This window comes from Streptomyces sp. NPDC086077, from assembly GCF_040686175.1.
In the GTDB taxonomy this organism is placed as follows: Bacteria; Actinomycetota; Actinomycetes; order Streptomycetales; family Streptomycetaceae; genus Streptomyces.
Map to the genome: position 1 here is coordinate 32875 of NZ_JBFBJT010000022.1, position 22984 is coordinate 55858.

Genomic DNA, 22984 nt, shown 5'->3' on the forward strand with positions numbered 1-22984 from the left:
CTGTGAGGGCCGCGTTCGCCCTCCTTCAACCGATTCACCGGCGTGCTCCCGGTTGCCTGCTGCGGAAAGGTGAAGTTCATCAGGCAGACGGGCCTGCACGAGGTGCGCTTCTCTCCCGGAGGAGCCACTGTCGAGCAGAGCTGAGGGGCGGCCATGAAGCGTGGAAAAGACCCAGGCGCGAAACGCGACGCGCCGGTCCGGCGTACCCGGTCGTCGGACGACGCCCGGGTGGACGAGCTGCTGGTTCGCGCTGCCCACGGTGACGAACAGGCCTTCGCCGGGGTGTACGACGCGCTGGCACCGCCGGTGATGGGACTGGTCTGGCGAGTGCTGAGGAACGAGGCGCTGGCGGAGGAGGTGACCCAGGACGTGATGGTGGAGGTATGGCGTACCGCCGACCACTTCCGCGCGGAGCGGGGCCCGGCCCGCGCCTGGGTGCTCACCGTCGCCCACCGCAGGGCGGTCGACCGGGTGCGGTCCGTCGCCGCCGGCAAAGCCCGCGAGGTGCGCACAGCCGTCCTGGAGCAGGAGCGGCCGTTCGACACGGTGGCCGAGGAGGTCGAGGTCCGCGAGGACTACCGCGTCGTCTTCCGCTGCCTGTCAGGCCTGGCGGGGCACCTGCGGCTGCCTCTGGTACTGGCCTACTACGAAGGGCTCACCTACACGGAGGTGGCCGACTGCCTCTCCACTCCGGTCGGAACCATCAAGTCGCGGATGCGCCAGGGACTCCAGCGCTTGCGTGAGTGTCTGGAGGGTCGGTCATGAGGCACCCCGAGGACCCTTGCACGGATGTCGGCGCGTACGCGCTGCACGCCTTGCCGCCCGATGAGCGAGCGGCCTTCGAGAACCACCTGGCCACCTGCGCGGCGTGCCGGCGCGAGGCCGACGAGGCGTCGCGGACCCTCGCCTGGCTGGGCTCCGCCGAGGCTCGGGAGCCCTCCGCCGACCTGCGCCGGCGTGTCCTCCAACGGATCACGACCGAAGGCCAGGAGCGACCCGTCGCCCCGCGGCAGGATCGCCTCGGGCAACGGGGCCTGCTGGTCGCGCTGGCCGCTTCCGTGGCGGCAGCCGCGGGGGTGGGAGGCATCGCCTGGTGGCAACACTCCGAAGCCGACAGCAACCGTGAGCAGATCGCCGACGCCCAGGCCGACACCCAGGCACTCGTCGGCCTCCTGGCCGCCACCGACGCCAAGATGAGCACCGCGCGGCTTGCGGACAGTGCCACGGCCAGCGTGATCGCCTCCCGGGCCCAGGACCGGACCGCGTTCATCGCCTCGGGCCTGCCGCCCCTTCGCGAGGGACAGGTCTACCAGCTCTGGTACGAACGGGCGTGGGAGTACCGACCCGCAGGCCTGCTGCACTCATCGGGTGGCCGTCAGGCCCAGGTCCTCGCCGGGCCCCTGAACGGGGCCACCGCCGTCTGTGTCACCGTCGAGTCCGCCGAGGGCGCGCCGCAGCCGACCACGACGCCGCTCGCCAGGATTCCGGTGCTCAGTTGATCTCACGTGCGCACTCGTCGCCCGGCGCGCAACCGCGCGCCGGGCCGGGATGTGCGGAAGGCGTGGGTCAGAGGATCCAGCCTTGCGCGGTGCTCGGTTCGCGGGCCGCGAGGTCGCGGTGCAGCACCTCGGAGACGTCGGTCTCCTCGTCACCGAAGACGGTCCGTACCCAGTTGGGCTGGTAGACCGTGTCGAGGTAGCGCTCGCCGAGGTCCGGGGCGATCGCGACCGATGTGAGGCCGGATGTCTCGTGGCGTTCCAGCCAGGCCATCGCCCCACTGACCACCGTGCCGGTCGACCCGCCGAAGAGGAAGCCCCGCTTCGCCAGGTCCCCGCAGGCCCGGATCGTGTCGGCCTCCTCGACGCGCACGACCTCGTCGACGTACGACTCGTCGAGCAGCGGCGGCCGGACGCTCATGCCCAGTCCCGGAATCATTCGGCGGCCCGGCGGATCGCCGAAGATGGCGGAGCCGACACTGTCCACGGCGACGATCCGCACCCGCCGGGGCCAGGACCGGAACCAGCGTGCGCACCCCATCAGGGTGCCGGTCGTGCCGACACCGACGAAGAGCACGTCCAACTCCGGGAAGAAGCGGGCGATGGCCGGAGCTGTCGTGAAGTAGTGCGCCTTCCAGTTGTCGGGGTTGGTGTACTGGCTCAGCCAGACATAGCGGTCGTCGGCGGCACACAGGGCGCGCAGGTAGGCCAGGCGCGCTCCCAGGAGGCCGCCGCTGCCGTGCTCGTGGGAAATGACGTGCACCTGGCTGCCGAGCGCTTCCATCATCTGCCGGCTGGCGAGATTGCAGCGGGAGTCCGTCACACAGACGAAGCTGTAGCCCTTGCACGCCGCGATCATGCTCAGCGCCACCCCGAGGTTGCCCGACGAGGACTCCACCAGTATGGAGCCCTTCGTCAGGATGCCGCTCCGCTCGGCGGATTCCACCATCTCGTTGGCGGCCTTCAGTTTGATCGAACCGGCGAAGTTGAACCCCTCGCACTTGAGGAACAGTCGGTGTCCGAACATCGACTCCAGGTCGACGTACAGGTCCTCCTCGTTGAAGGCCTGGGGAACGGATATGACTGGCACGATGGCCTCCTCGTCCGTTACCGGAACACCGACGGAGCGGCGGGCGAGCCGTCCTCAGCCGTACCGGCGCATTTCATGGAAGAAGTTGTCGATGATCCGCAGATCGCCGGTGCGGGCCACCTCCTCGTAGACGAACTTGCCGACCGCGAGGTCGAGCACGCCGAGACCGAACGGCGAGAACACCACCGGCCTGTCGGCCGGCACCGCGACCCGGCCCGCCAGCACGTCGTCGAGCGTGCCGAGCAGGAAGTCGCGGTTGCCGGTGAGGCTCTCGGTGAGGTGCGGTGAGGTGCCCGCCCGCAGGCAGTGGTCGACGTCGTCGACGACGTTGGTGGCGGACAGCAGCACCTGCGGGGCGAGGTCGCGCAGTGACACGTGCAGGACCACCGGGTTGTGGCCGAACCAGGCCGGCTCGTCGACGTGCGGCCGGTCGGCGACCGTGGCGAAGACGATCAGGTCGCTGTCGCGGATCAGCTCGCGCGCGCTGTCGTGCACGGTGACGCGTCCGGCTCCGGACTGCTCCAGGTACGTCCGGAAGTCCGCCGCGCTGCCCGCGGACAGGTCGTGCACACCGACGGCGTCGAAGGACCAGCCGGTGGCCTCCAGGTACGTGTGGATGTAGCGCGCGATCAGACCGGCTCCGACGAAGCCCAGGCGGGTGGGGCGCGGGCGCCCTCTGCTGAGCCGGTCGGCCGCCGAGGCCGCGGACGCGGCGGTCCTGACGGCGCTGATGATCGAGGTCTCCAGACACGCGTACGGGTAGCCCGTGGTGGGGTCGTTGAGGATGAGCACGCCCGACGCCCTGGGAATGCCCGCGGCGACGTTGGTGGGGAAGCTGGAGATCCACTTCAGACCGTCCACCCTGCTCTCGCCGCCGAGTGAGGCGGGCAGGGCGATGATCCGCGAGGTCGGCCGGTCCGGGAAGCGCAGGAAGGAGGACGGCGGGTTGACGGTACGGGCCGACCCGTGCAGGCGGTATGTCGCCTCGATCACCTCCACCATGGCCTTCTCACGTCCGTCGAGGACATGCTTGACCTGGTTCCCGGGGATGACGGCGAACGGCGGTACGGCCGGCACGCCGGCCTGGGAGACGCCCTCGTGGGCGGGACGCGCGGTGGTCATGACTCTGCCCTCCCGGGGTCGTCCATACGTACCGGGTCCGCCATGGCGACGACCACGTCCCGCGGCCCTTCGTAGGCCTCTCGGCTGTGCGCGGTGCGGATGTTGTCCACGAGCATCAGGTCCCCCGGCTGCCAGGCCCGGCGGACGGTGTGCGCTTCGTAGGCGCTGTTGATCTGCTCGACGACCTCCCGGGGCACGGCGTCACCGTTGCCGTGGCGGGTGTTGAAGGGCAGGTCGTCGGGGCCGTACTCCTCGACGAGGAACTCCCGGACCTCGGGGGCCATCGTCCACTCGTTGAGGAACGCGATCTGGTTGAACCAGCAGCGCACGCCGGAGACCGGGTGCCGCACCACGGCGCGCCGGTGCTGCCGGGTCCGCAGCGAGCCGTCCGGCTGCCAGGACCAGTCGATGTCGTTGGCGCGGCAGTACGCCTCGATGGTGCCGTGGTCCTCGGTGCCGAAGGACTGGCTGAGCGTGGCGCCGATCTCGTTGTTGTACGTGCGGGTGAGCACCCAGCCCTCCCGCTCGAACCGGTCGACGAGTTCGGCCGGCAGCGCCTGCAGCACGGCGGCGGCGTCGGCCACGGTGGTGGCGCCGCCGGTGGTGGGCGGCCGCAGGCATGCGAACAGCATCAGACCCGGGCACTCCAGGGCGTAACTGAGTTCGTGGTGCATGCACATGAGCTGGTTGGGCGGCCACGCCGACGACGAGTAGACACCCTCCGCATGCCGATCGCGGGCGGCGAACGCCTCCCGCTCCGTCACCGGTCGGTCTGTCACCTGGTGGAGGACCGACTCGACGTCGGCCGCGGTGCGCAGATCGAGGCCCCGGACCGTGACGGCGCCGTGCTCGACGAGCACGTCGCGCAGTCCGTCGCGGTGGAGGGCCACCCAGGCCGCCGCGTCCGAGGCGGCCTCGGCCTGGAGGACCGGCGGGTCGCCGGGAGCCCGGAGCGTGGTACTCGCGGCGGTCGGGGGCGGCGTGACGGGAGCCGGTTGCTTGCGGAACAGTGAAGACAGCATCGTGTTCTCCTCGGGACGGCGATCATGGTTCCGTGGGCAGGGCGGCCGCTCTGAGCAAGGCCTCGGCCGCCTCCGCCGGGCGTGTGCGAAGGAAGCGGCGGCCGCCGGACACGTACCGCACGTCGACCTTCTCGGCGAGGAGACGCCAGTCGCCGGGCGCCGGGCGTGCGGGCGCTGCCCCCCTGCCGGCCTCGCCCTCACCGGACGTGGCGGCCGCGACCAGCACGGTGACCGGCGCTGCCAGCGGCTCCACGTCGCGCGGAGGGCGGAAGGAGGACGGCACGGAGAGGAGCACGCCACGGATGGCGACCCCCTGCCGCTGCAAGGTCCGGGCCGTTTCCAGGGCCGTTTCCGCGCCGGTGCCGTCGCCCCACAGCATGATGCCGGGCGTGCCGAGCCGGACGGTCTCCGTGGCGATCCGCGCCGGGTCCGGCTGCGCGGCGACGTGGACGGTCACCGCGTTGCCGTCGCCGTCGCAGTGGTCGCGCAGTGCTTCGGCCAGCGGCGCGAAGTCCGCGCCGGGCCGGTCCGCGCCGGGGAGGCAGATCAGGGTGGCCCGCGCGGGAGCGTCCGAGGGCAGCAGCGTTCCCAGGACCTGTTCCGCTTCGGCGTCCGTGGTCGGCCGGCCCGCTGTCCGCGTGTCGACGAGACGGGCCAGCTCGGCCAGCACCGGATGGCTGGTGAGGTCACGCAGAGCGACCAGGTGATCGAGGGATACGGCGAGCCGGACGGCCGACAGAGAGGTGCCGCCCAGGTCGAAGAAGCTGTCCCCCCGGCCGATGCGGTCGGACGGTATGCCGAGGACGGCGGCGAACTTCTCCGCCAGCCGCTGTTCGGTCGGCGTGCCGGGGGCCTCGTAGGCGTCGCCGGTCGTGCCGAGTTCCTCGGCCAGCGCCGCCAGCGCCTTCGTGTCGGTCTTGCCGTTGGCCGTGAGCGGCAGGCGCGCCAACTGGTGCAGCGAGGACGGGACCATGTACTCGGGAAGCAGGTCGCCGAGCCGCTCACGGACGTCCTCGGCCGTCAGGGTCCGCCCGCTCGTGTAGAAGGCGGCGAGTTGACGCCCGTGTCCCTCCCCGGTCACGACGACGGCACCGTCCCGGACACCGGAGACCCTGAGCAGCGTGTTCTCTATCTCGCCGATCTCGACGCGGAACCCCCGGATCTTCACCTGGCCGTCGCCACGTCCGAGGTACTCGAGCTTCCCGTCGGGCAGCCAGCGCCCGAAGTCGCCTCCCCGGTACAGCCGTTCCTCCGGACGGTACGGGTCGGCCAGGTAGGCGAGCCGGGTGCGCTCGGGGTCGCGGACGTATCCGCGGCCGACACAGACACCGGAGAAGACGATGGCACCGGGAGCGCCGAGCGGGACCAGCATCAGGTCGTCGTCGACGACGTAGACGCGCACGTTGTTGACGGGCCGGCCCAGCGGGACGCCGCCGGCCGCGGGCGCCCGGTCCATCACCTCGTGATTGGTGTCGTCCGACGTCTCCGTCAGCCCGTACGCGTTGACGAGACGGATCCCGGGCCCCGAGGTGAACCACCGCTGGGCGAGCTCACTCTTGAGCGCCTCTCCCGTGACCGACACGCAGCGCAGGTCCGGCAGGTCGCGAGGGGCGCGTTCGAGGGCGGACAGGATGACGTCGAGGTAGGAGGGGACGACCTGGAGGACGTTGACCCGGCCCTCGACGATCGTGTCGAGGAACCGGTCGGCGTCGAGGACCGCGTCCTGTTCGACCAGCAGGGTCCGGCCCCCGGTCAGCAGGCCGCTCAGCAGTTGCCACAGCGAGATGTCGAAGCACTGCGAGGCGGTCTGCGCCACGACCGTGCCCGCACCGATGTCCAGGTCGTCGATCTTGGCGTACAGGTGGTTGAGCAGGCCCGCGTGCTCGCACATCGCCCCCTTGGGCTCACCCGTCGACCCGGAGGTGAAGAACATGTACGCAAGCCGGCCGGCCGGCACCTCGATCCCCAGGTCGGATCCGTCGGTCGCCTGCTCGGTGACGTCCGGGACGAGCAGCGTGCGGGTACCGGGAAGCCCGTCCAGCGCCCGGTCCAGGTTCGTCGTGGCGCCCGGCTCGGTCAGCACCAGGCCGCAGGCGGCGCGGGTCAGCATGGTGGTCATGCGCCCGGACGGGTAGTGCGGGTCGACGGGAAGGTAGGCGCCGCCTGCTTTGAACACGGCGAGCACGGCGGCCAGCCAGTTCAGGTCGCGCCCGGTCACCACCGCGACCGTGTCCTCGGGGCGCAGCCCCTCCGTCAGCAGCGCTCGGGCCAGCCGGTTGGCCCGCACGTTCAGTTCCCCGTAGGTCCATCGGCGGTCGCGGTGCACCGCGGCCACGGCGTCCGGGTTGCTGCGCACGCGCTCCTCGAAGAGTTCGTGGCAGCGCCGGTCGGGCAGATCCCGGAGCGGACCGGCGAGCCCGTCGATCAGGAATTCGATCTCCTCGGCTGACAAGAGACTGCGCCGGTGGTGCGGGGCGTCCGGGTCGGCGGCGATCTGTTCGAGTGCGGCGAGATGGTATCCGGCGATCCGGGCCGCGCAGTCCGCGTCCAGCCGGTCGGTCCGGTAGCGCAGGCGCAGTGTGTGCCGGCCGTCCCTCTCCTGTGCCGTGACGGTGAGGACGGTGCCGCTGTCACCCGCGGGCCCGCGCCCTGACGGGTCGAACACGGCCTCGGGGTGATGCGCGGTCGCTCCCGTTGTCGTGGGCGGCGGCGCGGCGTCGGCGGAGGAGCTGGACCGTGCCGACAACAGCCTCGACTCGGCTTGGTGGGCTTCCAGCAGCAGTCGGTGCCAGGTGCCGGGCCGGACGCCCACCGCGACGGGAAGGGGCGTGGTGGCGCCCGGAACCGCGTAGCCGGTGCGGACGACGGGGTCGCCGGAAAGTGTGGCGAGCACCTTGACGTGTGCCGCCAGGAAGATCGCCGTAAGCGGTACGCCGAGTTCCTGGGCCCGGTCGTGCAGGGCCGTCGTCATGGCCTCGGGGACGGCTGTGACCTGCTCGGCGGTGCCGGGCACCGGGTCACGTGTCCAGCGCGGTAGGGCCGTGAAGCCTCCCTCGGCCCATGTGCCGCCGCCGGTCGGAGCGGGCTCCACGGTCCGTACGGTGTCGGCGGTGTCGGGGCTCCCGCCGGCCGGTGCTTCGCCGCCGTGGGTCCGTCCGTCGGTCGGTGCAGTCACTCTCGCCATCACCCTTCACCTCCGCCGTCGAGGGGTGCGGGGCGCGCCGGGTTGCCCGCCCAGTGGGCCTGCTCGGGGACCACCTCGCCCTTCATCAGGAAGGAGTCCGCCGCGAGCACGGCGCCGTCACCGAGCCGCACGCCGTAGTGCATGAACGCTCCTACGCCGAGGGTGCAGCCGGAGCCGATCTCGCTGCGGTCCGACTTGAAGGCGGCGTCCTCCTGGGAGTGGCACTGCACGACGCTTCCGGCGTTGAACGTGCAGTTGTCGCCGATCGTGACCATCCCGCGTTCGGTCACGCTGAGGCCGTCGTCGAACAATCTGGCGCCGACGCCGACTCCGAGCATGCGCCACGCGAGGCCCTTGAACGGCGTGCCGTTGAGGGCCTGCACATATGTCTCCGCGGGAACCTTCCAGTACCGCTCACGCCGCCAGAAGCGGCGGTCGTAGATCGAGCAGAACAACGGCCCCGGAGGGTGCAGTGCCGTCACGGCCCGCTCGACCAGGATGAAGTACAGGACGGTGAAAGGCAGGACGAGGGCGTTGGCCAGCGCGATGGCCGCCGCGCCCCACTGCGGATACAGGCTCGCGGCGGACGCGAAGAGCAGGGTGACGCAGAAGAAGTACAGCCATCCCGCGAACAGATAGCACGCCATCGTGACGAGGTTGTGCCGGTTCTTGGCCGCCAGTCCGCGGCGCAGGCCGTCGCCCTCCGTCAACTCGTCGAAGGTGCTGTCCCGCAGCACCGACCGCGGGATCTCGAAGCTGGGTGACCCGAGGAGCCCCACGTCGTGCCGGACCGGGCCGTCGACGGGGACCATCACCTTGGTCGCCAGCAGACAGTTGTCACCGGTTCTGCCGCGCGCCGGGTAGAAGATGCGGTTCCCGAGGAAGTTGTGCGCTCCGATCGCGGTCCGCGACATACGGAAGGACGTGCTGGAGTAGTCGGCGTTCATCATGGAGAGGCCGTCGGCGACCATGGTGCCCGTGCCGACCACGCTCAGGAACGGGCTCTCGTGCTTGACCCGGGTACCGAAGTTCGACCCCGTCTGCTCCACCCGGGAGAGGTCGTACCCGATCCAGCGCAGGTAGTGCACGATGTACGTGCTGTCGCCGAACAGGCGCGTGAGGGACCTGTTGTTGGTCATCAGGAGGATCATCCGCTGTACGGCGTGGTGGAAGCCGTACAGCGGATACGTCCGACCCGGAACGACGAACCGGGCGAGCAGCCGCGGGACGGTGCCCAGGACGACGAGGCTCGCGGGCACGGCGCAGGCGAAGACCACGGCCGTCACCATCAGCACGTCGCTGTAGAAGCCCCAGCGGGCCAGGGACGTCTCCGCCTGCACCAGGGCCCGGTTTCCCTCGATGAGGCGGGAGAGGAGCACGTCCAGGCAGCCCACCACCAGCGGCACGTACGCCAGCATCGCGGTCAGCAGCAGCAGAGCACCGTGGACCGCGCGCCGCAGGGTGCCGCAGCGCATGGCCTCGACCGGCTGGAAGTCGGCGTCCGTGGGCTGGCCGGGCGAACCGTGCCAGTGGGCGCCGTCCGGAACCTCCTGCCCGGTGTGCAGCGAGGAGGCGTGGCCCAGCTGGGCCGCGTCGCCGAGCCGGGTGCCGATGTCCAGCACCGTCGCCTCACTGACGACCGCCTCGCGGCCCAGGGTGACCGGACCTGTCTCGATCACACCGTCGTGGGCGCGGTAGCCGCTGATCAGCGAGTCCTTGCGAATCAGCGCGCTGTCACCGATCGTCAGCAGGTCGGTGCAGACGGGCATGCTCCGCGACAGGATGGTGACCCCTCGTCCGATGCGGGCACCCAGCGCCCTCAGGTAGAACGGGTAAAGCGGCGACCCGGCGAACAGCACGATCGGACTCGACCGGACCAGCGTCTTGACCAGCCAGAAGCGGAAGTAGGGCAGGCTCCAGACACGTATCCGCTGTGGTTTCCACCGGCCGATCAGCAGCCACTTCGCGATCACGGGCACGGCGCACATGAGCACCAGCAACGCGGCACCGAACACGACGGACCGCAGATAGGCCTGCAACAGGCCGTGCCCGCTCGAGATCCAGTCGTAGCCCCATGTGGTGACCACGGCCAGGAGGCCCGCGTAGCCGAGATAGCTCAGCAGTTGCAGCACGCCGCACAGCACGTAGTGGGGACGGCCCGTCGCTTCCGCGGGTGGCCGTGTACCGGACGTGGTGACCGGCGGCGTGTTCGGGACCGCCTCCTGACGTGTCCCGTCCGCCATCGCCGTCGCCAGGGCGTTGATGGTCGGATGCCGGTAGACGTCGCGCATCGACACCGACGGCAGGTCGGACCGCTTCCTGACACGCGCGCAGAAATGGGCCATGACCAGGGAGTCGGCTCCCAGGTCGTTGAAGAAGTGGCTGTCCAGAGGCACCTCGTCGAGCTGCGCGACATCCGCGAGCAGCCGGGCGAGCGTCACTTCCGTACCGGGGACGGCGGCGATGTCCAAGGCCCCGAGGTGCTGTCCCGTCATACGCACTCCTTCGGCTGGCGGCGGCCGACCGTCCTGTTCTGCCACGTATTCGTTGCCGAGGGCGCGAGGTATGAAGGAGCCGGCCAGGTTCTCGCACGGTGTGCGTCAGGTCCCGCTCAGTGACGTCGCGCGCAGGCGCGGAAGCAGGTGACGGCGACCGAAGCGTGGGTGCTTCTTCGGGCCGACGGTGACCGGCGGCCCGGCGTCCGGCATAGAGTTCCCTCGGCACTCGTACGGCGTGTGGGGGAGACACATGGGGGTTCGGACCGTTCCGAGGTGGGCGTCGACACTCGACTCCGTGGTGGTCTACGCGCAGGGCGCCCTCTGCCGCCGGCTCGCCCGCGGCTGCGTGCCGGTGGACGGGCGGGTGCGGGTGACCGGCCTGCCCCGTTCCATGGACCCGGGCTCCCTGCGGGCGCGCGTCGTAGGCACCACCGGGGTGCGTGTCACCGAGGCCAGGGTGGAGGTCGAGGCGGAAGCGCCCGGCTCCCGCCCGATCGGCGAGCTACGGCATGAGGTCGAGCGGCTGCGCGACGTCCGGCAGGCCCTCCACGCCCGCCGGAGCAGACAGCAGGGGGTGATCGAGGAGGTGGCGGCGCTGCGCCCGGTGCCGCCGCCCCGCACGGAGGACGACCCGCATCGCCGCACTCCCGTCGACGCCTGGCTGGAACTCGCCGACTTCGTCGACGACCGGTTGACCACGCTGCACTCCCGCCTGCGCGAGCTGGAGGAGGAGCTGAAAGGCGTCGAGCACGATCTGGACGTCGCCACGGACAAGCTCTCCCGCGCCTCCACCGACGCGCCCGCGGCGCATGTGGAGACCGCATTGTGCGCGGTGGTGACCTTCACCGGCGCCAGTGACACGGACGTCGAGGTGGAGGTGGAGTACGGGGTGCCCGGCGCCGTCTGGGTACCGGCCTATCGCCTCACCCACGGTCAGCGTGACGGCGACGGACGGCTGCTGCTGCGTGCGGCAGTCGCCCAGCGCACCGGCGAGGACTGGAGCGGCGTGCGCGTCTCGCTGGCCACGGCCGACCTGCGACGCCGCGCCGACGCGCCCCGGCTCCGCTCGCTCCGCATCGGACGCAGCCAGCCCGTCCCCGCGCCTTCGGGCTGGCGCGAGCCCCCGCGAGGGCTGGGCGACCTCTTCACCGGGTACGACGCCGCAGGACCGCGACCGATCGCCGCCGTGGGCGCGGAGACCGCCGTGGGCGCCGGGACGGTCGGTACCGGCGCTGCGTCGGGTCCCCTTCCGCCCCCGCCCCCGCCCCCGCCCACGGCGGGCTACGGCGCGCCTTCCACCGCCCTGCCGACCCCCGGCGGCGCCACGGCAGGTCCCGCACCCGCGGTACTCGGCAGCCCGGCGGTCGGCGGCGGGCCTTTGGCGTTCGGGCGGGAAAACGCTCCCCGCACCGGCGCCCGGCCCTCCCCAGCCCCGGGCACCGCCCCGGCAGCCCCCGGCCGGGCGGCGCCGCCACCGTCGCCCGCCCCTCAGCTCGCACCCCCCGCACCCGTGGCTCCCCCGGCAGGGCCTCCGCGGCCCAGCGGTACCGACCTCGACTACGCGGCACTGGTCCTGTGCGGACCCGACGCGCAGGAGGAGCGCCGGGGACGGCTGTTCCCGGACGCGGCCTTCGACCCGGTGACCTCCGAGCACCGCCGACGCGCCGAGAGGACCTCCGCTCTGCCCCTGCCGGCGAACGCCGCACGCCCCCGCGAGTCGGCCGGTTCCTTCGACCACCGCTACGACGCCGCCGCCCGCGCGGACATCCCCTCGGACGGCACGTGGCACACCGTCACCGTCGGCGAGGTGCGGGTCGGTCTGCGTACCGAGTACCTGTGCGTCCCGTCGGTGGAGGAGGCCGTCCACGCGACCCTGGTGCTCGCCAACGACACCGATCAGGCACTGCTGGCCGGACCGCTGGAGGTCGCGGCGGACGGGGACTTCCTGGTGACCACCTCACTGCCCACCCTCGCTCCCGGCGGTGTGTGCCGGGTGGGCCTCGGCCCCGAGGAGGCCATCAAGGTCACTCGCCGAGCGAGCCTGCACGAGTCGACCTCGGGCCTGCGCAACAACGTGACCGTGCTCGACCATCACGTCCACGTCGAGCTGGCCAACCGGCTCACGGTCGGCGTCACCGTGGAAGTGCGCGAACGGGTACCGGTCACCTCCGACGCGGACGTGCGGATCGAGGAGAAGGCCGACTGGACGGCACCGGCGGAGGGCGGCGCGGCGGCCGAGCGGCACACGCCGGGCACCCGCCTGTGGCGGATCGAGCTGCCGGCCCGCGCCACCGCCGCCCTCGACGGCGGTTACGTCATCCGCATCCCGGCCGGCAAGGCCCTGACCGGCGGCAACCGCAGGAGCTGACCCCTGATGTCCATGAACCCCGAACCGATCCCCGTCCCCGTCACCGCCGTCACCTGCATGGAGGACCGGGCACACGTCGAGCGCACCGTCCTGCTCGACCTGGAAGCCGGCACCCAGCGGCTGCGTCTCGGGCCGGTCAGCGCCCTGGCCGTCGACCGCAGCCTGCACGCCGAGCTTGCCGCCGATCACCCGGCGGCCGTGCTCGACGCGAGGGTCGTACGCGCATGGACACCGCGGGGGCCGGGCCCCGCAGCCGACGACTCCGTCCTGCGTCACCGCGTGAGCGCGATCGAAGGGGAACAGCGTGCGCTGGAACAGCGACGCGAGCGCCTGCACGCCCGCGTCGACCTCCTCGGCCGGCTCGCCACCGATCTGCTGCGCGAGATCGGCGAGGGCGCCGGCCGCGGAGAAGCCGAGCAGGCCCGCTGGAACCGCGAACTGGACCGAGTCGACGGCGAACGCGACACCCACGGCGAGCAGCTACGCGCGGTGAACGCCCGGCTGACCGAGCTGGCCGCCGAACTCTCCGACACCCAGCGAGCCCTGCGGCTCGCCGAGACGGAACCCGCGGAGCTGGTCGGCCACGTCGAACTGACCGTCCGGGCGGACGGTGCCGGCCCGGCCGGGCTCCGTCTGACCCACCTCGTCCCCTGCGCCCTGTGGCGGCCCGCCTACCGTGCCGTACGCGACGGTGACTCGCTCACGCTGGACACGGACGCAGTGGTCTGGCAGCGCACCGGCGAGGACTGGTCGAACGTACGCCTGACCCTGTCGACGGCCCGCTCCGCGCGGGCCACGCAGCCTCCCCGGCTCGAAGAGGACAGGCTGACACTCCAGGACCGCTCCCCCGCCGAGCGCCGCACCGTCCACGTCGAGCTGCGCGAGGAAGAGATCACGGATCTCGGTCCCTCCCCCGTGCAGGGACTGCCCGGGGTCGACGACGGCGGCGAGGTCCGCGTCCTGCAGTGCGGCGCCCCGGTCTCCGTACCGTCGGACGGACGGGCCCACCGCGTGCCGTTCTCGTCCTTCACGACCACCGCGAGCAGCCAGTACGCCTGCTCGCCCGAGCTGTCCCCACTGGTCGCTCAGATCGTGCGGTTCGACAACCGCTCCGGACACGCACTGCTCGCCGGGCCCGTGGACCTCGTCAGCGGCAGCGGGTTCAGCGGTCGCGGCACTCTGGACTTCACCGCCCCCGGCGCCCCCGTCGAGCTCGCCTTCGGCAGCCGTGACGACCACCGGGTCCTGCGGGAGACCGAGGAGACCCGCGACACGGCGGGCCTCGCCCAGCGGACCGTCCTCACCCGCACCGTCCGGCTCCACCTCTCCCGCTTCTCGGCACCCGCCGAACACGACGAACACGTGGTGGTCGTCCGCGAGCGCATCCCCGTCCCGGAGACCTCGGCGGTGGAGGTGAACCTGCGTGACAAGGCCTGCTCCCCCGCACCCGACGAGGTCGACGCGGACGGCATCGTCCGCTGGAACGTCCCGCTGCCTCCGGGAGGCCGGCGCACCGTCACCCTGGTCTACGACGTCACGGCGAACGCCAACGTGAGCGGCCTGTGACCGTCGAGTGATCCGTTGCCACTCCTCGCTCATCCTGTCCGGACAAGTTGGGCGGTGGTCTTTACCTCTCCCTGAAGGACCCTTCGTGCACCGGCCATCCGTTCTTGCCGGACGACCCGAAGGCCGTCGTCACCGACTCGGCCGCCGCGGCGTCCGCCTGGGCCACGGGTGAGAAGACCTACAACGGCGCGATCAGCGTCGATGTGGACGGCAACCCGCTGGCCGCCCTCGGCCGGCAGGCCAAGGCCGCCGGCAAGGCCACCGGACTGGTCACCACCGCGCAGGTGACCGACGCGTCGCCGGCGGCGTTCTTAGCGAACACCGCCAACCGTTCGGCGCAGGACGAGATCGCCCGTCAGTACATCGAGGTCAGCAAGCCCGACGTCATCCTGGGCGGCGGCGAGGACTGGTGGCTGCCCGCGGGCAGCCCCGGCGCCTCAAGGACCAGCCCGCCGAGGACCGCTCCTCGTTGGCGAACGACTGGAGCACCTCCGGCCACACCGGTGTGGACGTTCCCGTGACCGCGGCCGGACCTCTGTCCGACCGCTTCACCGGCAAGCACGCCAACACGTACGTGTACGACGTGCTCCGCGAGGCACTGACCCGCCGCTGAGCAAAGGTCAGCAGGGCTGCGCACCCACCGTGCAGTTGGGCGGATCCTGACCGGTCCACACGGTCAGGATCCGCGTCCGCGTCTACTCGGCGCCCTGTTCGGCACGGAACTCCGGCGTGCGCCCCGGTGCGGCGGCCGCCAGGGCCTTCGTGACCTCCGCGACGCCGGCGCGCAGGCCGTAGACGGGAGTGCCGGGCTGCTGGCGCCAGGAATCATCGAGCCCGCCGGCGTCGACCGTGTCGAAGCCGATCTCGTCGATCAGGGCCATCACCTTGCGCTTGGCCGCCTCGTCGTCGCCGGCCACCGGCAGCGCCATACGGTCGGGAGCGCCCGCGGGGAGGGCGCGCTCCAGGATGTCCTGGGCGAAGGTGCCGTTGAAGGCCTTGATCACGGGGTGCCCGATCCGGCGTTCGGTCCAGCGGCTCTCGGTCAGGCCCTCGTCCTCGATCGCGGCGATCCGGCCGTCGCGCTGCTTGGGGTAGTAGTTGCCGGTGTCGATGACCGCGACGCCTTCGGCGGCCCCGTCGAGGATGCCGGGCGCGAGAGCCGGGACGGCCTTCATCGGGACCGTGACGACGACGATCTCGGCGCCGCGGGCCGCCTCCTCCGCCGGGACAGGGGTGGCACCGGTCTCCTCGGCCAATACCCCCAGGGTGTGGGGGCCGCGTGAGTTGGCCACGAAGACGTCGTGACCGAGGGCGGTGAGGCTTCGGGTGAGGTTGCCGCCGATGTTGCCGGCGCCGATGATGCCGATTCTCATGACAGGACCTTCCGGGTTCGACCGCTCGTACTCTCGCGCGCAACGCCGGAGTGGATGCGGCTATTCCGGCGGGTGGGCCAGATGAGTCACGGCCTCCCCTCCCCCGCACACCCTGGACTGTCCGCGCACCGGAGCGCACGGTATGCAGGTGGTGTCCGAGACTCAACTCCCCTGTTCTCCGGAGGACTTCGTGCGATTCCTGCCCCGCTCCCCGTCCGGCTGGACCATGGCCGTGTTCGGTGTCCTCGCCGCCGTCATGGGTGCAGTGGGGCTCATCGCCCCGGATTCCCTCCTGAAGATCATGGGGTTCACGCCCGTGGCGGGCTCCCGAGCGCAGGCAGATCACACCCTGGTCTTCGTGACCGCCTCCTCCATGGCAGCGCTCAACATGGGCGTGTACTACGTCCTGGCCGCGCTCTCCGACTGGAAGCCGTTCTTCCGCTGGACCGTGCCCTTCCGCTTGCTGACCTGCACGGTCTTCACGCTCGCGGTGATCGGTGGCCGCGCCCCGGCCGGCTTCCTCGGCGTGGCCGTGTGGGAGGGGATCGGCGCGGTGGCCACGGGCGCCGCGCTCCGCCACGAGCGGCAGCGCACCCGACCGACGGCAGATGGTCGGGCGCGGCCTCGCAGTGGTGGAGAAGGGTCACGGAACGGCGGGTGACCTGGGTAGGCGGGAGGATGGAGTGGCCCACGCACCGCCCCCCGTCCGCCCCGCGCAGGTGGATTGCTGCGCGGGGCGGGATGGCATGCGGTGACGGCGCACCCGCTGTCGGCTGTCGGCTCAGGCGAGTTCGACGAGCAGATCGCCGCCCTCGACCTGCTGGATGCGATTGATGGCCAGTCGCGCCACCCGTCCGGACTTCGCGGCGGTGATCGCCGCTTCCATCTTCATCGCCTCGATGGTGGCCACCGTTGCCCCGGACTCCACCTCGTCTCCTTCGGCGACGGTGAGGGTCACCACGCCGGCGAACGGAGCCGCGACGTGACCGGGGGCTGCCCGGTCGGCCTTCTCGGTGGCGGGGACGTCCGAGGCGGCCGCCCTGTCGCGCACCTGGATCGGCCGCAGCTGGCCGTTCAGGGACGACATCACGGTGCGCATCCCCCGCTCGTCCGCGTCACCGATGGCCTGCAACTCGATCAGCAGCCGCACACCCCGCTCCAGGTCGACGGCGTACTCCTTGCCCGGGCGCAGCCCGTAGAAGAAGGCCTTGCTGTCCAGCACGCTGGTGTCACCGTAGGAGTCGCGGTGCGCCTCGAACTCCCGGGTCGGTCCCGGGAACAGCAGCCGGTTGAGGGTCGCCCGCCGGTCCTTCGCCAGTCCGTCGCGGTCGTCGGCGCTCAGCTCCCCCACCGGCTTGGCCTCGGCACGGCCCCGCAGGGCCCTGGTGCGGAAGGGCTCGGGCCAGCCCCCGGGCGGAGTGCCCAGCTCACCGCGCAGGAAGCCGATGACGGAGTCGGGGATGTCGAACCTGTCGGGCTCCGCCTCGAAGTCGTCCGGGGCCACACCGGCACCCACCAGGTGGAGCGCGAGGTCACCGACCACCTTCGACGAAGGTGTGACCTTGACCAGGCGGCCGAGCATCCGGTCGGCGGCGGCGTACATCGCCTCGATGTCCTCGAAGCGGTCGCCCAGGCCCAGCGCGACAGCCTGGGTGCGCAGGTTGGAGAGCTGCCCGCCGGGAATCTCGTGGTGGTAGACGCGGCCGGTCGGCGAGGCCAGACCCGCCTCGAAGGGGGCGTAGACCTTGCGGACGCTCTCCCAGTACGGCTCCAGGTCGCTGACGGCCTGGAGGTCCAGGCCCGTCGGCCGCTCGGAGTGGTCCGTCGCGGCCACGATCGCGGACAGCGACGGCTGCGAGGTCGTACCGGCCATCGACGCCACCGCCCCGTCCACCGCGTCGGCGCCGGCCTGGACGGCGGCGAGGTAGGTGGCGAGCTGGCCGCCCGCGGTGTCGTGGGTGTGCAGGTGGACCGGCAGGTCGAACTCGCGGCGCAGGGCGGACACGAGTTTCGCCGCGGCCGGCGCCCGCAGCAGACCGGCCATGTCCTTGACGGCCAGCACGTGGGCACCCGCGTTCACGATCTGCTCGGCCAGGCGCAGGTAGTAGTCCAGGGTGTAGAGCCGCTCGGCGGGGTCGGACAGGTCGGAGGTGTAGCACAGGGCCACCTCCGCGACGGCGGTCCCGGTCTCCCGTACGGCGTCGATGGCGGGCCGCATCTGGTCGACGTCGTTGAGGGCGTCGAAGATGCGGAAGATGTCGATGCCGGTGGCGGCCGCCTCCTGCACGAACGCGTCGGTCACCTCGGTGGGATACGGCGTGTAGCCCACCGTGTTGCGGCCGCGCAGCAGCATCTGGAGGCAGATGTTCGGCGCGGCCTCCCGCAGGGCCGCCAGGCGCTCCCACGGATCCTCGGCGAGGAAGCGCAGGGCGACGTCGTAGGTCGCGCCGCCCCAGCATTCCAGGGACAGCAGCTGGGGCATCGTGCGTGCCACCACCGGGGCGACGGCGAGCAGGTCCTTGGTGCGTACCCGGGTGGCGAGCAGCGACTGATGGGCGTCGCGGAACGTGGTGTCGGTGACGCCGATGGTCGGTGACGCGCGCAGCCAGCCGGCGAAGCCCTCGGGGCCGAGTTCGGCGAGCCGCTGCCGGGACCCGGCCGGCGGCTCCCCGGGCGGGAGCGCGGGCAGTTTGGTCAACGGGTCGATCAGATCGGGCCGTTCGCCGTGCGGCTTGTTGACCGTGACGTCGGCGAGGTAGGTCAGCAGCTTCGTGCCACGGTCGGCGGAGTGCCGGGCGGTGAGCAGATGCGGGCGCTGCTCGATGAACGACGTGGTGACCCGGCCGGCCTGGAAGTCGGGGTCGTCGAGCACGGCCTGCAGGAAGGGGATGTTGGTGGCCACGCCGCGGATGCGGAACTCGGCCACGGCGCGCCGGGCCCGTCCCACCGCGGTGCTGAAGTCCCGCCCTCGGCAGGTGAGTTTCACCAGCATCGAGTCGAAGTGCGCGCTGATCTCCGTACCGGCATGGGTGGTACCACCGTCGAGACGGATGCCAGAGCCGCCCGGCGAGCGGTAGGCGCTGATCTGTCCGGTGTCCGGGCGGAAGCCGTTGGCCGGGTCCTCGGTGGTGATCCGGCACTGGAGCGCGGCACCGCGCAGGGTGACGGTGTCCTGGGCGAGGCCGAGGTCGGCGAGGGTCTCGCCGGCGGCGATGCGCAGCTGCGCCTGCACCAGGTCGACGTCCGTGACCTCCTCGGTCACCGTGTGCTCGACCTGGATGCGTGGGTTCATCTCGATGAAGACGTGGTTGCCGTCACGGTCGAGCAGGAACTCCACGGTGCCGGCGTTGCGGTAGCCGATCTGCCGGGCGAAGCGCACGGCGTCGGCACAGATCCGGTCGCGCAGTTCCGGGTCGAGGTTCGGCGCGGGCGCCAGCTCGATCACCTTCTGGTGGCGTCGCTGTACGGAGCAGTCCCGTTCGAACAGGTGAATGACGTTGCCCTGCCCGTCGGCGAGGATCTGCACCTCGATGTGGCGGGGCTCGACGACGGCCTTCTCCAGGAAGACCGTGGAGTCGCCGAACGCGGACGCGGCCTCGCGGGAGGCCGCCTCGATGGCCTCGCGCAGCTGCGCGGGTTCCTCGACGCGGCGCATACCGCGCCCGCCGCCGCCCGCGACCGCCTTGACGAACACGGGGAAGCCGACGTCCTCGGCGGCGCGGACGAGTGCGTCCACGTCGGTGGACGGCTCCGAGGAACCCAGCACCGGTACGCCGGCCTCCCGCGCGGCGGCCACCGCGCGCGCCTTGTTCCCGGTCAGCTCCAGGATGTCCGCGCTCGGTCCGACGAACGTGACGCCCGCCTCCTCGCACGCCCTGGCCAGCTCCGGGTTCTCGGACAGGAATCCGTAGCCCGGGTACACGGCGTCCGCTCCCGCACGGCGCGCCGCGCGGACGATCTCCTCCACGGAGAGGTAGGCCCGCACCGGATGCCCTGGCTGTCCGATCTCGTACGCCTCGTCGGCCTTGAGCCGGTGCAGGGAGTTGCGGTCCTCGTGCGGGAAGACGGCGACGGTGCGCGCGCCCAGCTCGTATCCCGCGCGGAACGCACGGATCGCGATCTCGCCACGGTTGGCAACCAGCACCTTGCGGAACATCCTTGATCCCTTCAGCCTGCCGGACGGGGCCCACCCATCGTGTCGGCGACACCGCTCTCACGCCATGTGAACCGGGCCACTTACGGGTCCAGCCCGAATCGCCGGACCGCTGTCCGGGCGCTCGAACGGGTTCGGGCCTCCACAGCACTCGCGGGTCAGGCCGCTCGGTCGCCCGGTGCCGACGCGGCGGCCCGCGCGCTGATCACCGCCCGTCCGCGCTCCGACTCCGGGAAGCGGCTGAGCATCGCGCGCAGTTCCCCGGCGCCGACGTAGGCGCCGAAAGGCTCGGTGCCCGGTTCGAGCCGTACTCCTTCTGCGAGGGGACCCGCCATGACGGGGTCGAAGCCGAGAGCGGTCACCAGGTCCGCGACGGTGGCGAGGTCCAACGGATCGTCGCCCGCGACGGCGATCGCCTTGCGCCCCGGCGTACCCGCGGGCTGGGCGCCGTCCTCGAGATCGTGGTAGCCCATGTGGTTGAACGCCTTGACCACGCGGGCTCCGGACAGATACGCCTGCACGATCTCGCTCGACGAGGTGAGCGGGTCGGTGAGGTCGTCGCGGATGCCGTCGACCTCCCACCAGTAGTTCATGGCGTCGATGACGAGCTTGCCCCGCAGCGCCTCGGCCGGAACGGTGCGGTACTTGCCGAGGGGGAGCGCCAGGACGACGGCGTCCGCCTGCGCCGCGGCCGCCGCGGTGACCGGGACGGCGCCAGGGGTGAGGACTTCGACGGTGAGCTCGATCTCGGCCGGGTCACCTGACCCGGCGATGAGCACGCGGTAGCCGGCTGCCAGGGCCAGACGTGCCAGCACGGTGCCGACCTTCCCGGCGCCCAGGATGCCGACCGTGCGCACGGCGGCGGCGTCGGTGGTGGTGTCGTCCATGTGTTCTCCGTTCCTGGGGCTTGGTGTCAGCCCGCGAGGATGTCGCGGACCATCGGGAGCACCTTGGTGCCGAACAACTCGACCGTGCGCAGGCGGGCGCTGATCGACTGGGCCCCGGTGGTGTAGATGAGGTCGAAACGGCCGACGCCGAGCGCCTTGATCGCACGGGCCGTCTTGCGGGCGACGGTCTCGGGCGAACCGATGTAGAGCGAACCGTGCTCGATCTCGGCCTCGTACTCCTCCTTGCGGATCGGCGGCCAGCCCCGCAGCGCGCCGATGCGGTCACGGATGACCTTGTAGTGCGGCCAGTGCAGCTCGCGGGCCTCTTCGTCCGTGTCGGCGATGAAGCCGGGCGAGTGCATGGCGACCGGGTGGGCCGTGGTGCCGAACTTCTCGGTGGCTCGCTGGTAGAGGTCGATGTAGGGCGCGAAACGCTCCGGGCTGCCGCCGATGATGGCGATCATGAGCGGGAAGCCGTAACGCGCGGTGCGGACAACCGACTGAGGTGAGCCGCCGACACCGACCCAGGTGTTCAGGCGCCCGGATTCGGTCTTGGGAAAGACGTCCGCGTTCTCGAGTGGAGCCCGCTTGGTGCCGCTCCAGGTGACGGGCTTCTCCTCCAGCAGCTTGGCGAAAAGCTCGATCTTCTCCTCGAAGAGCACGTCGTAGTCGCTCAGGTCGTATCCGAAGAGGGGGAACGACTCGGTGAAGGAGCCGCGCCCGAGGATGACCTCGGCCCGGCCGTTCGAGAGCGCGTCCAGCGTCGAGAACCGCTGGAACACGCGGACCGGATCGTCCGAACTCAGCACGGTCACACCGGAGGAGAGCCGGATGCGGCTGGTGCGTGTGGCGATGCCGGCGAGCACGGTTTCCGGAGAGGAGATCGCGAACTCCGGCCGGTGGTGTTCACCGAGCGCGAGGACGTCGACGCCGGTCTCCTCCGCGAGAACGGCCTCGTCGAGGACCTGCCGGATGGCCCGCGCGTCGGACACCGGGATCCCTGAGTCGTCCACCGGCACATCGCCGAACGTGTCCAGACCGAAGACGAGATCAGACATGGCTGGGTTCCTTGGTGAGCAGCTGCCGCACCCGCGGGGCGACTTCGCTGCCCAGCAGCTCGATCGTGCGGGCGCGGGCTTCGCGGGGGAGGTTCATGACGTCGTACTTGAGGTCGAAACGGCTGAGACGCAGATCGCGGGCCATCGTGGCGATCTTGCGTGCGACGGTCTCGGGGGAGCCGACGAACAGCGCGCCCTTGCCGACTTCCGCCAGGTACCGCTCACGGGTCGGCCTGTAGAAGCCGCGCTCCTCCGCGAGGGCGGCGACGACCGGCTGCCAGTACCGCCACCAGGTCTCGATCGCCTCCTCGTCGGTGTCGGCGACGAGCCCCAGGGAGTGCTGGGCTACGGGTTGCCTGGTGTGCCCGAACTGCTCGAGCGTGCGGTGGTGGAGCTCCACGTGGCCGGCGAAGCGCTGGGGGCGGCCACCGATGACGGCCAGCATGAGGGGGAGGCCGTAGCGGCCCGCGCGGACCACGGAGTTCGGGCTGCCGCCCACGCCGATCCAGGTGGGGATCCCACCGGGCGGCATGCGGGGACGCAGTCGCTGCTCGACGAGCGGCGGCCGGAACTTCCCCGACCATGTCACCGTCTCCTCCCGCTGAAGGCGCATGAACAGGTCGAGCTTCTCCTCGAACAGTTCCTCGTAGTCGGCGAGGTCGTGGCCGAACAGCGGGAACGACTCGGTGGCCGATGCCCGCCCCAGCACGAGCTGGGCGCGGCCGTTCGAGGCGGCGTCCAGCGTGGAGAACTCGTGGTAGAGCCGCACGGGGTCGTTGGTGCTCAGGACGGTCACCGAGGTGCCGAGCCGGATGCGTTCCGTCGCGGTGGCGATCGCGGCGAGCAGGACGGGCGTGGCGCTGTCGTTGTGGCCCGCGCGGTAGTGCTCGCCGACGCTGAACACGTCGATCCCCACCGATTCCGCGAGCTTGGCCTCCTCGATCAGCAGGCGAACGGTCTCGGCGTCGCTCAGCGGGCGGCCATCGCCGTCCGTGGCGACCTCTCCGAACGAGTTCAGCCCCAGTTCGAAAGCTGTGGCTGTCATGGACTCCTCCTAGTGGCTCCCGGGACGTCCCGTCTCGTGCGACGCAGTCTATTGCTTGACGCAGCAAACACTGACGCAAAATGCTTGCCTCGTCAAACAAGAGGGGGGTGCAGGGCTCATAC

The 22984-nt window shown here is 71.4% G+C and carries 17 protein-coding genes; 7 read left to right on the forward strand and 10 right to left on the reverse strand.

Annotated elements, in window-relative coordinates; genetic code table 11:
* The first annotated feature begins 153 nt into the window (after positions 1-153).
* Complete coding sequence (gene sigK, locus AB0O67_RS09480) at positions 154-765, forward strand: ECF RNA polymerase sigma factor SigK (protein WP_365447926.1); 612 nt, start codon at positions 154-156, stop codon at positions 763-765.
* On the forward strand, positions 762-1499 hold the full coding sequence (locus AB0O67_RS09485; RefSeq protein WP_365447928.1) for an anti-sigma factor: 738 nt from the start codon (positions 762-764) through the stop codon (positions 1497-1499). Before sigK ends, AB0O67_RS09485 begins: the two co-directional genes overlap by 4 nt.
* Before the next feature lie 67 nt (positions 1500-1566).
* Here AB0O67_RS09485 and sbnA read toward each other — a convergent pair whose 3' ends face one another.
* The 5 genes from sbnA to AB0O67_RS09510 are packed head-to-tail and all read right to left on the reverse strand — an operon-like array spanning position 1567 to position 10409.
* Positions 1567-2586, reverse strand: coding sequence for a 2,3-diaminopropionate biosynthesis protein SbnA (gene sbnA / locus AB0O67_RS09490; RefSeq protein ID WP_365447930.1), 1020 nt, complete (start codon positions 2584-2586; stop codon positions 1567-1569).
* A gap of 54 nt (positions 2587-2640) precedes the next feature.
* On the reverse strand, positions 2641-3708 hold the full coding sequence (gene sbnB / locus AB0O67_RS09495; RefSeq protein ID WP_365447932.1) for a 2,3-diaminopropionate biosynthesis protein SbnB: 1068 nt from the start codon (positions 3706-3708) through the stop codon (positions 2641-2643).
* Positions 3705-4730 carry a TauD/TfdA family dioxygenase gene (locus AB0O67_RS09500; RefSeq protein ID WP_365447934.1) on the reverse strand — a complete coding sequence of 342 codons (1026 nt, stop codon included), beginning with the start codon at positions 4728-4730 and terminating at the stop codon, positions 3705-3707. The genes sbnB and AB0O67_RS09500 overlap by 4 nt, the downstream gene beginning before the upstream one ends.
* A gap of 22 nt (positions 4731-4752) precedes the next feature.
* Positions 4753-7905 (reverse strand): non-ribosomal peptide synthetase, encoded by a 3153-nt coding sequence (locus AB0O67_RS09505; RefSeq protein WP_365447936.1) that lies wholly within the window; start codon positions 7903-7905, stop codon positions 4753-4755.
* A gap of 8 nt (positions 7906-7913) precedes the next feature.
* On the reverse strand, positions 7914-10409 hold the full coding sequence (locus tag AB0O67_RS09510) for a Pls/PosA family non-ribosomal peptide synthetase (protein ID WP_365447938.1): 2496 nt from the start codon (positions 10407-10409) through the stop codon (positions 7914-7916).
* A gap of 253 nt (positions 10410-10662) precedes the next feature.
* Here AB0O67_RS09510 and AB0O67_RS09515 point away from each other — a divergent pair, with 253 nt between their 5' ends.
* From AB0O67_RS09515 to AB0O67_RS09530, 4 genes are all read left to right on the forward strand, one after another.
* Positions 10663-12780, forward strand: a complete 2118-nt coding sequence (locus tag AB0O67_RS09515; RefSeq protein ID WP_365447940.1) for a DUF4139 domain-containing protein — start codon at positions 10663-10665, stop codon at positions 12778-12780.
* A gap of 6 nt (positions 12781-12786) precedes the next feature.
* Positions 12787-14346, forward strand: a complete 1560-nt coding sequence (locus tag AB0O67_RS09520) for a mucoidy inhibitor MuiA family protein (RefSeq protein ID WP_365447942.1) — start codon at positions 12787-12789, stop codon at positions 14344-14346.
* A 104-nt stretch (positions 14347-14450) separates the two neighbouring features.
* Positions 14451-14867 carry an alkaline phosphatase gene (locus tag AB0O67_RS09525; RefSeq protein WP_365447944.1) on the forward strand — a complete coding sequence of 139 codons (417 nt, stop codon included), beginning with the start codon at positions 14451-14453 and terminating at the stop codon, positions 14865-14867.
* Entirely contained in the window at positions 14864-14959 is a 96-nt protein-coding gene (locus AB0O67_RS09530; RefSeq protein WP_365447946.1) for a hypothetical protein, read from the forward strand. The genes AB0O67_RS09525 and AB0O67_RS09530 overlap by 4 nt, the downstream gene beginning before the upstream one ends.
* Before the next feature lie 82 nt (positions 14960-15041).
* Here AB0O67_RS09530 and AB0O67_RS09535 read toward each other — a convergent pair whose 3' ends face one another.
* Entirely contained in the window at positions 15042-15719 is a 678-nt protein-coding gene (locus AB0O67_RS09535) for an NAD(P)-binding domain-containing protein (RefSeq protein WP_365447948.1), read from the reverse strand.
* Between the two features lie 226 nt (positions 15720-15945).
* Here AB0O67_RS09535 and AB0O67_RS09540 point away from each other — a divergent pair, with 226 nt between their 5' ends.
* Positions 15946-16380: a hypothetical protein gene (locus AB0O67_RS09540; protein ID WP_365447986.1), complete on the forward strand. Its 435-nt coding sequence runs from the start codon at positions 15946-15948 to the stop codon at positions 16378-16380.
* 120 nt (positions 16381-16500) lie between these two features.
* On the opposite strand, the gene AB0O67_RS09545 is transcribed toward AB0O67_RS09540, so the two are convergent.
* The 4 genes from AB0O67_RS09545 to AB0O67_RS09560 all read right to left on the reverse strand — a co-directional run bounded on the left by AB0O67_RS09545 (position 16501) and on the right by AB0O67_RS09560 (position 22862).
* Positions 16501-19875: a pyruvate carboxylase gene (locus AB0O67_RS09545; protein ID WP_365447950.1), complete on the reverse strand. Its 3375-nt coding sequence runs from the start codon at positions 19873-19875 to the stop codon at positions 16501-16503.
* 155 nt (positions 19876-20030) lie between these two features.
* A complete protein-coding gene (locus AB0O67_RS09550) occupies positions 20031-20759 on the reverse strand; it encodes an NAD(P)-binding domain-containing protein (protein WP_365447952.1) in 729 nt (242 codons plus the stop codon).
* A gap of 26 nt (positions 20760-20785) precedes the next feature.
* Positions 20786-21817, reverse strand: a complete 1032-nt coding sequence (locus AB0O67_RS09555) for an LLM class flavin-dependent oxidoreductase (RefSeq protein ID WP_365447954.1) — start codon at positions 21815-21817, stop codon at positions 20786-20788.
* Positions 21810-22862, reverse strand: a complete 1053-nt coding sequence (locus AB0O67_RS09560) for an LLM class flavin-dependent oxidoreductase (RefSeq protein ID WP_365447956.1) — start codon at positions 22860-22862, stop codon at positions 21810-21812. Before AB0O67_RS09560 ends, AB0O67_RS09555 begins: the two co-directional genes overlap by 8 nt.
* Between the last annotated feature and the right edge of the window lie 122 nt (positions 22863-22984).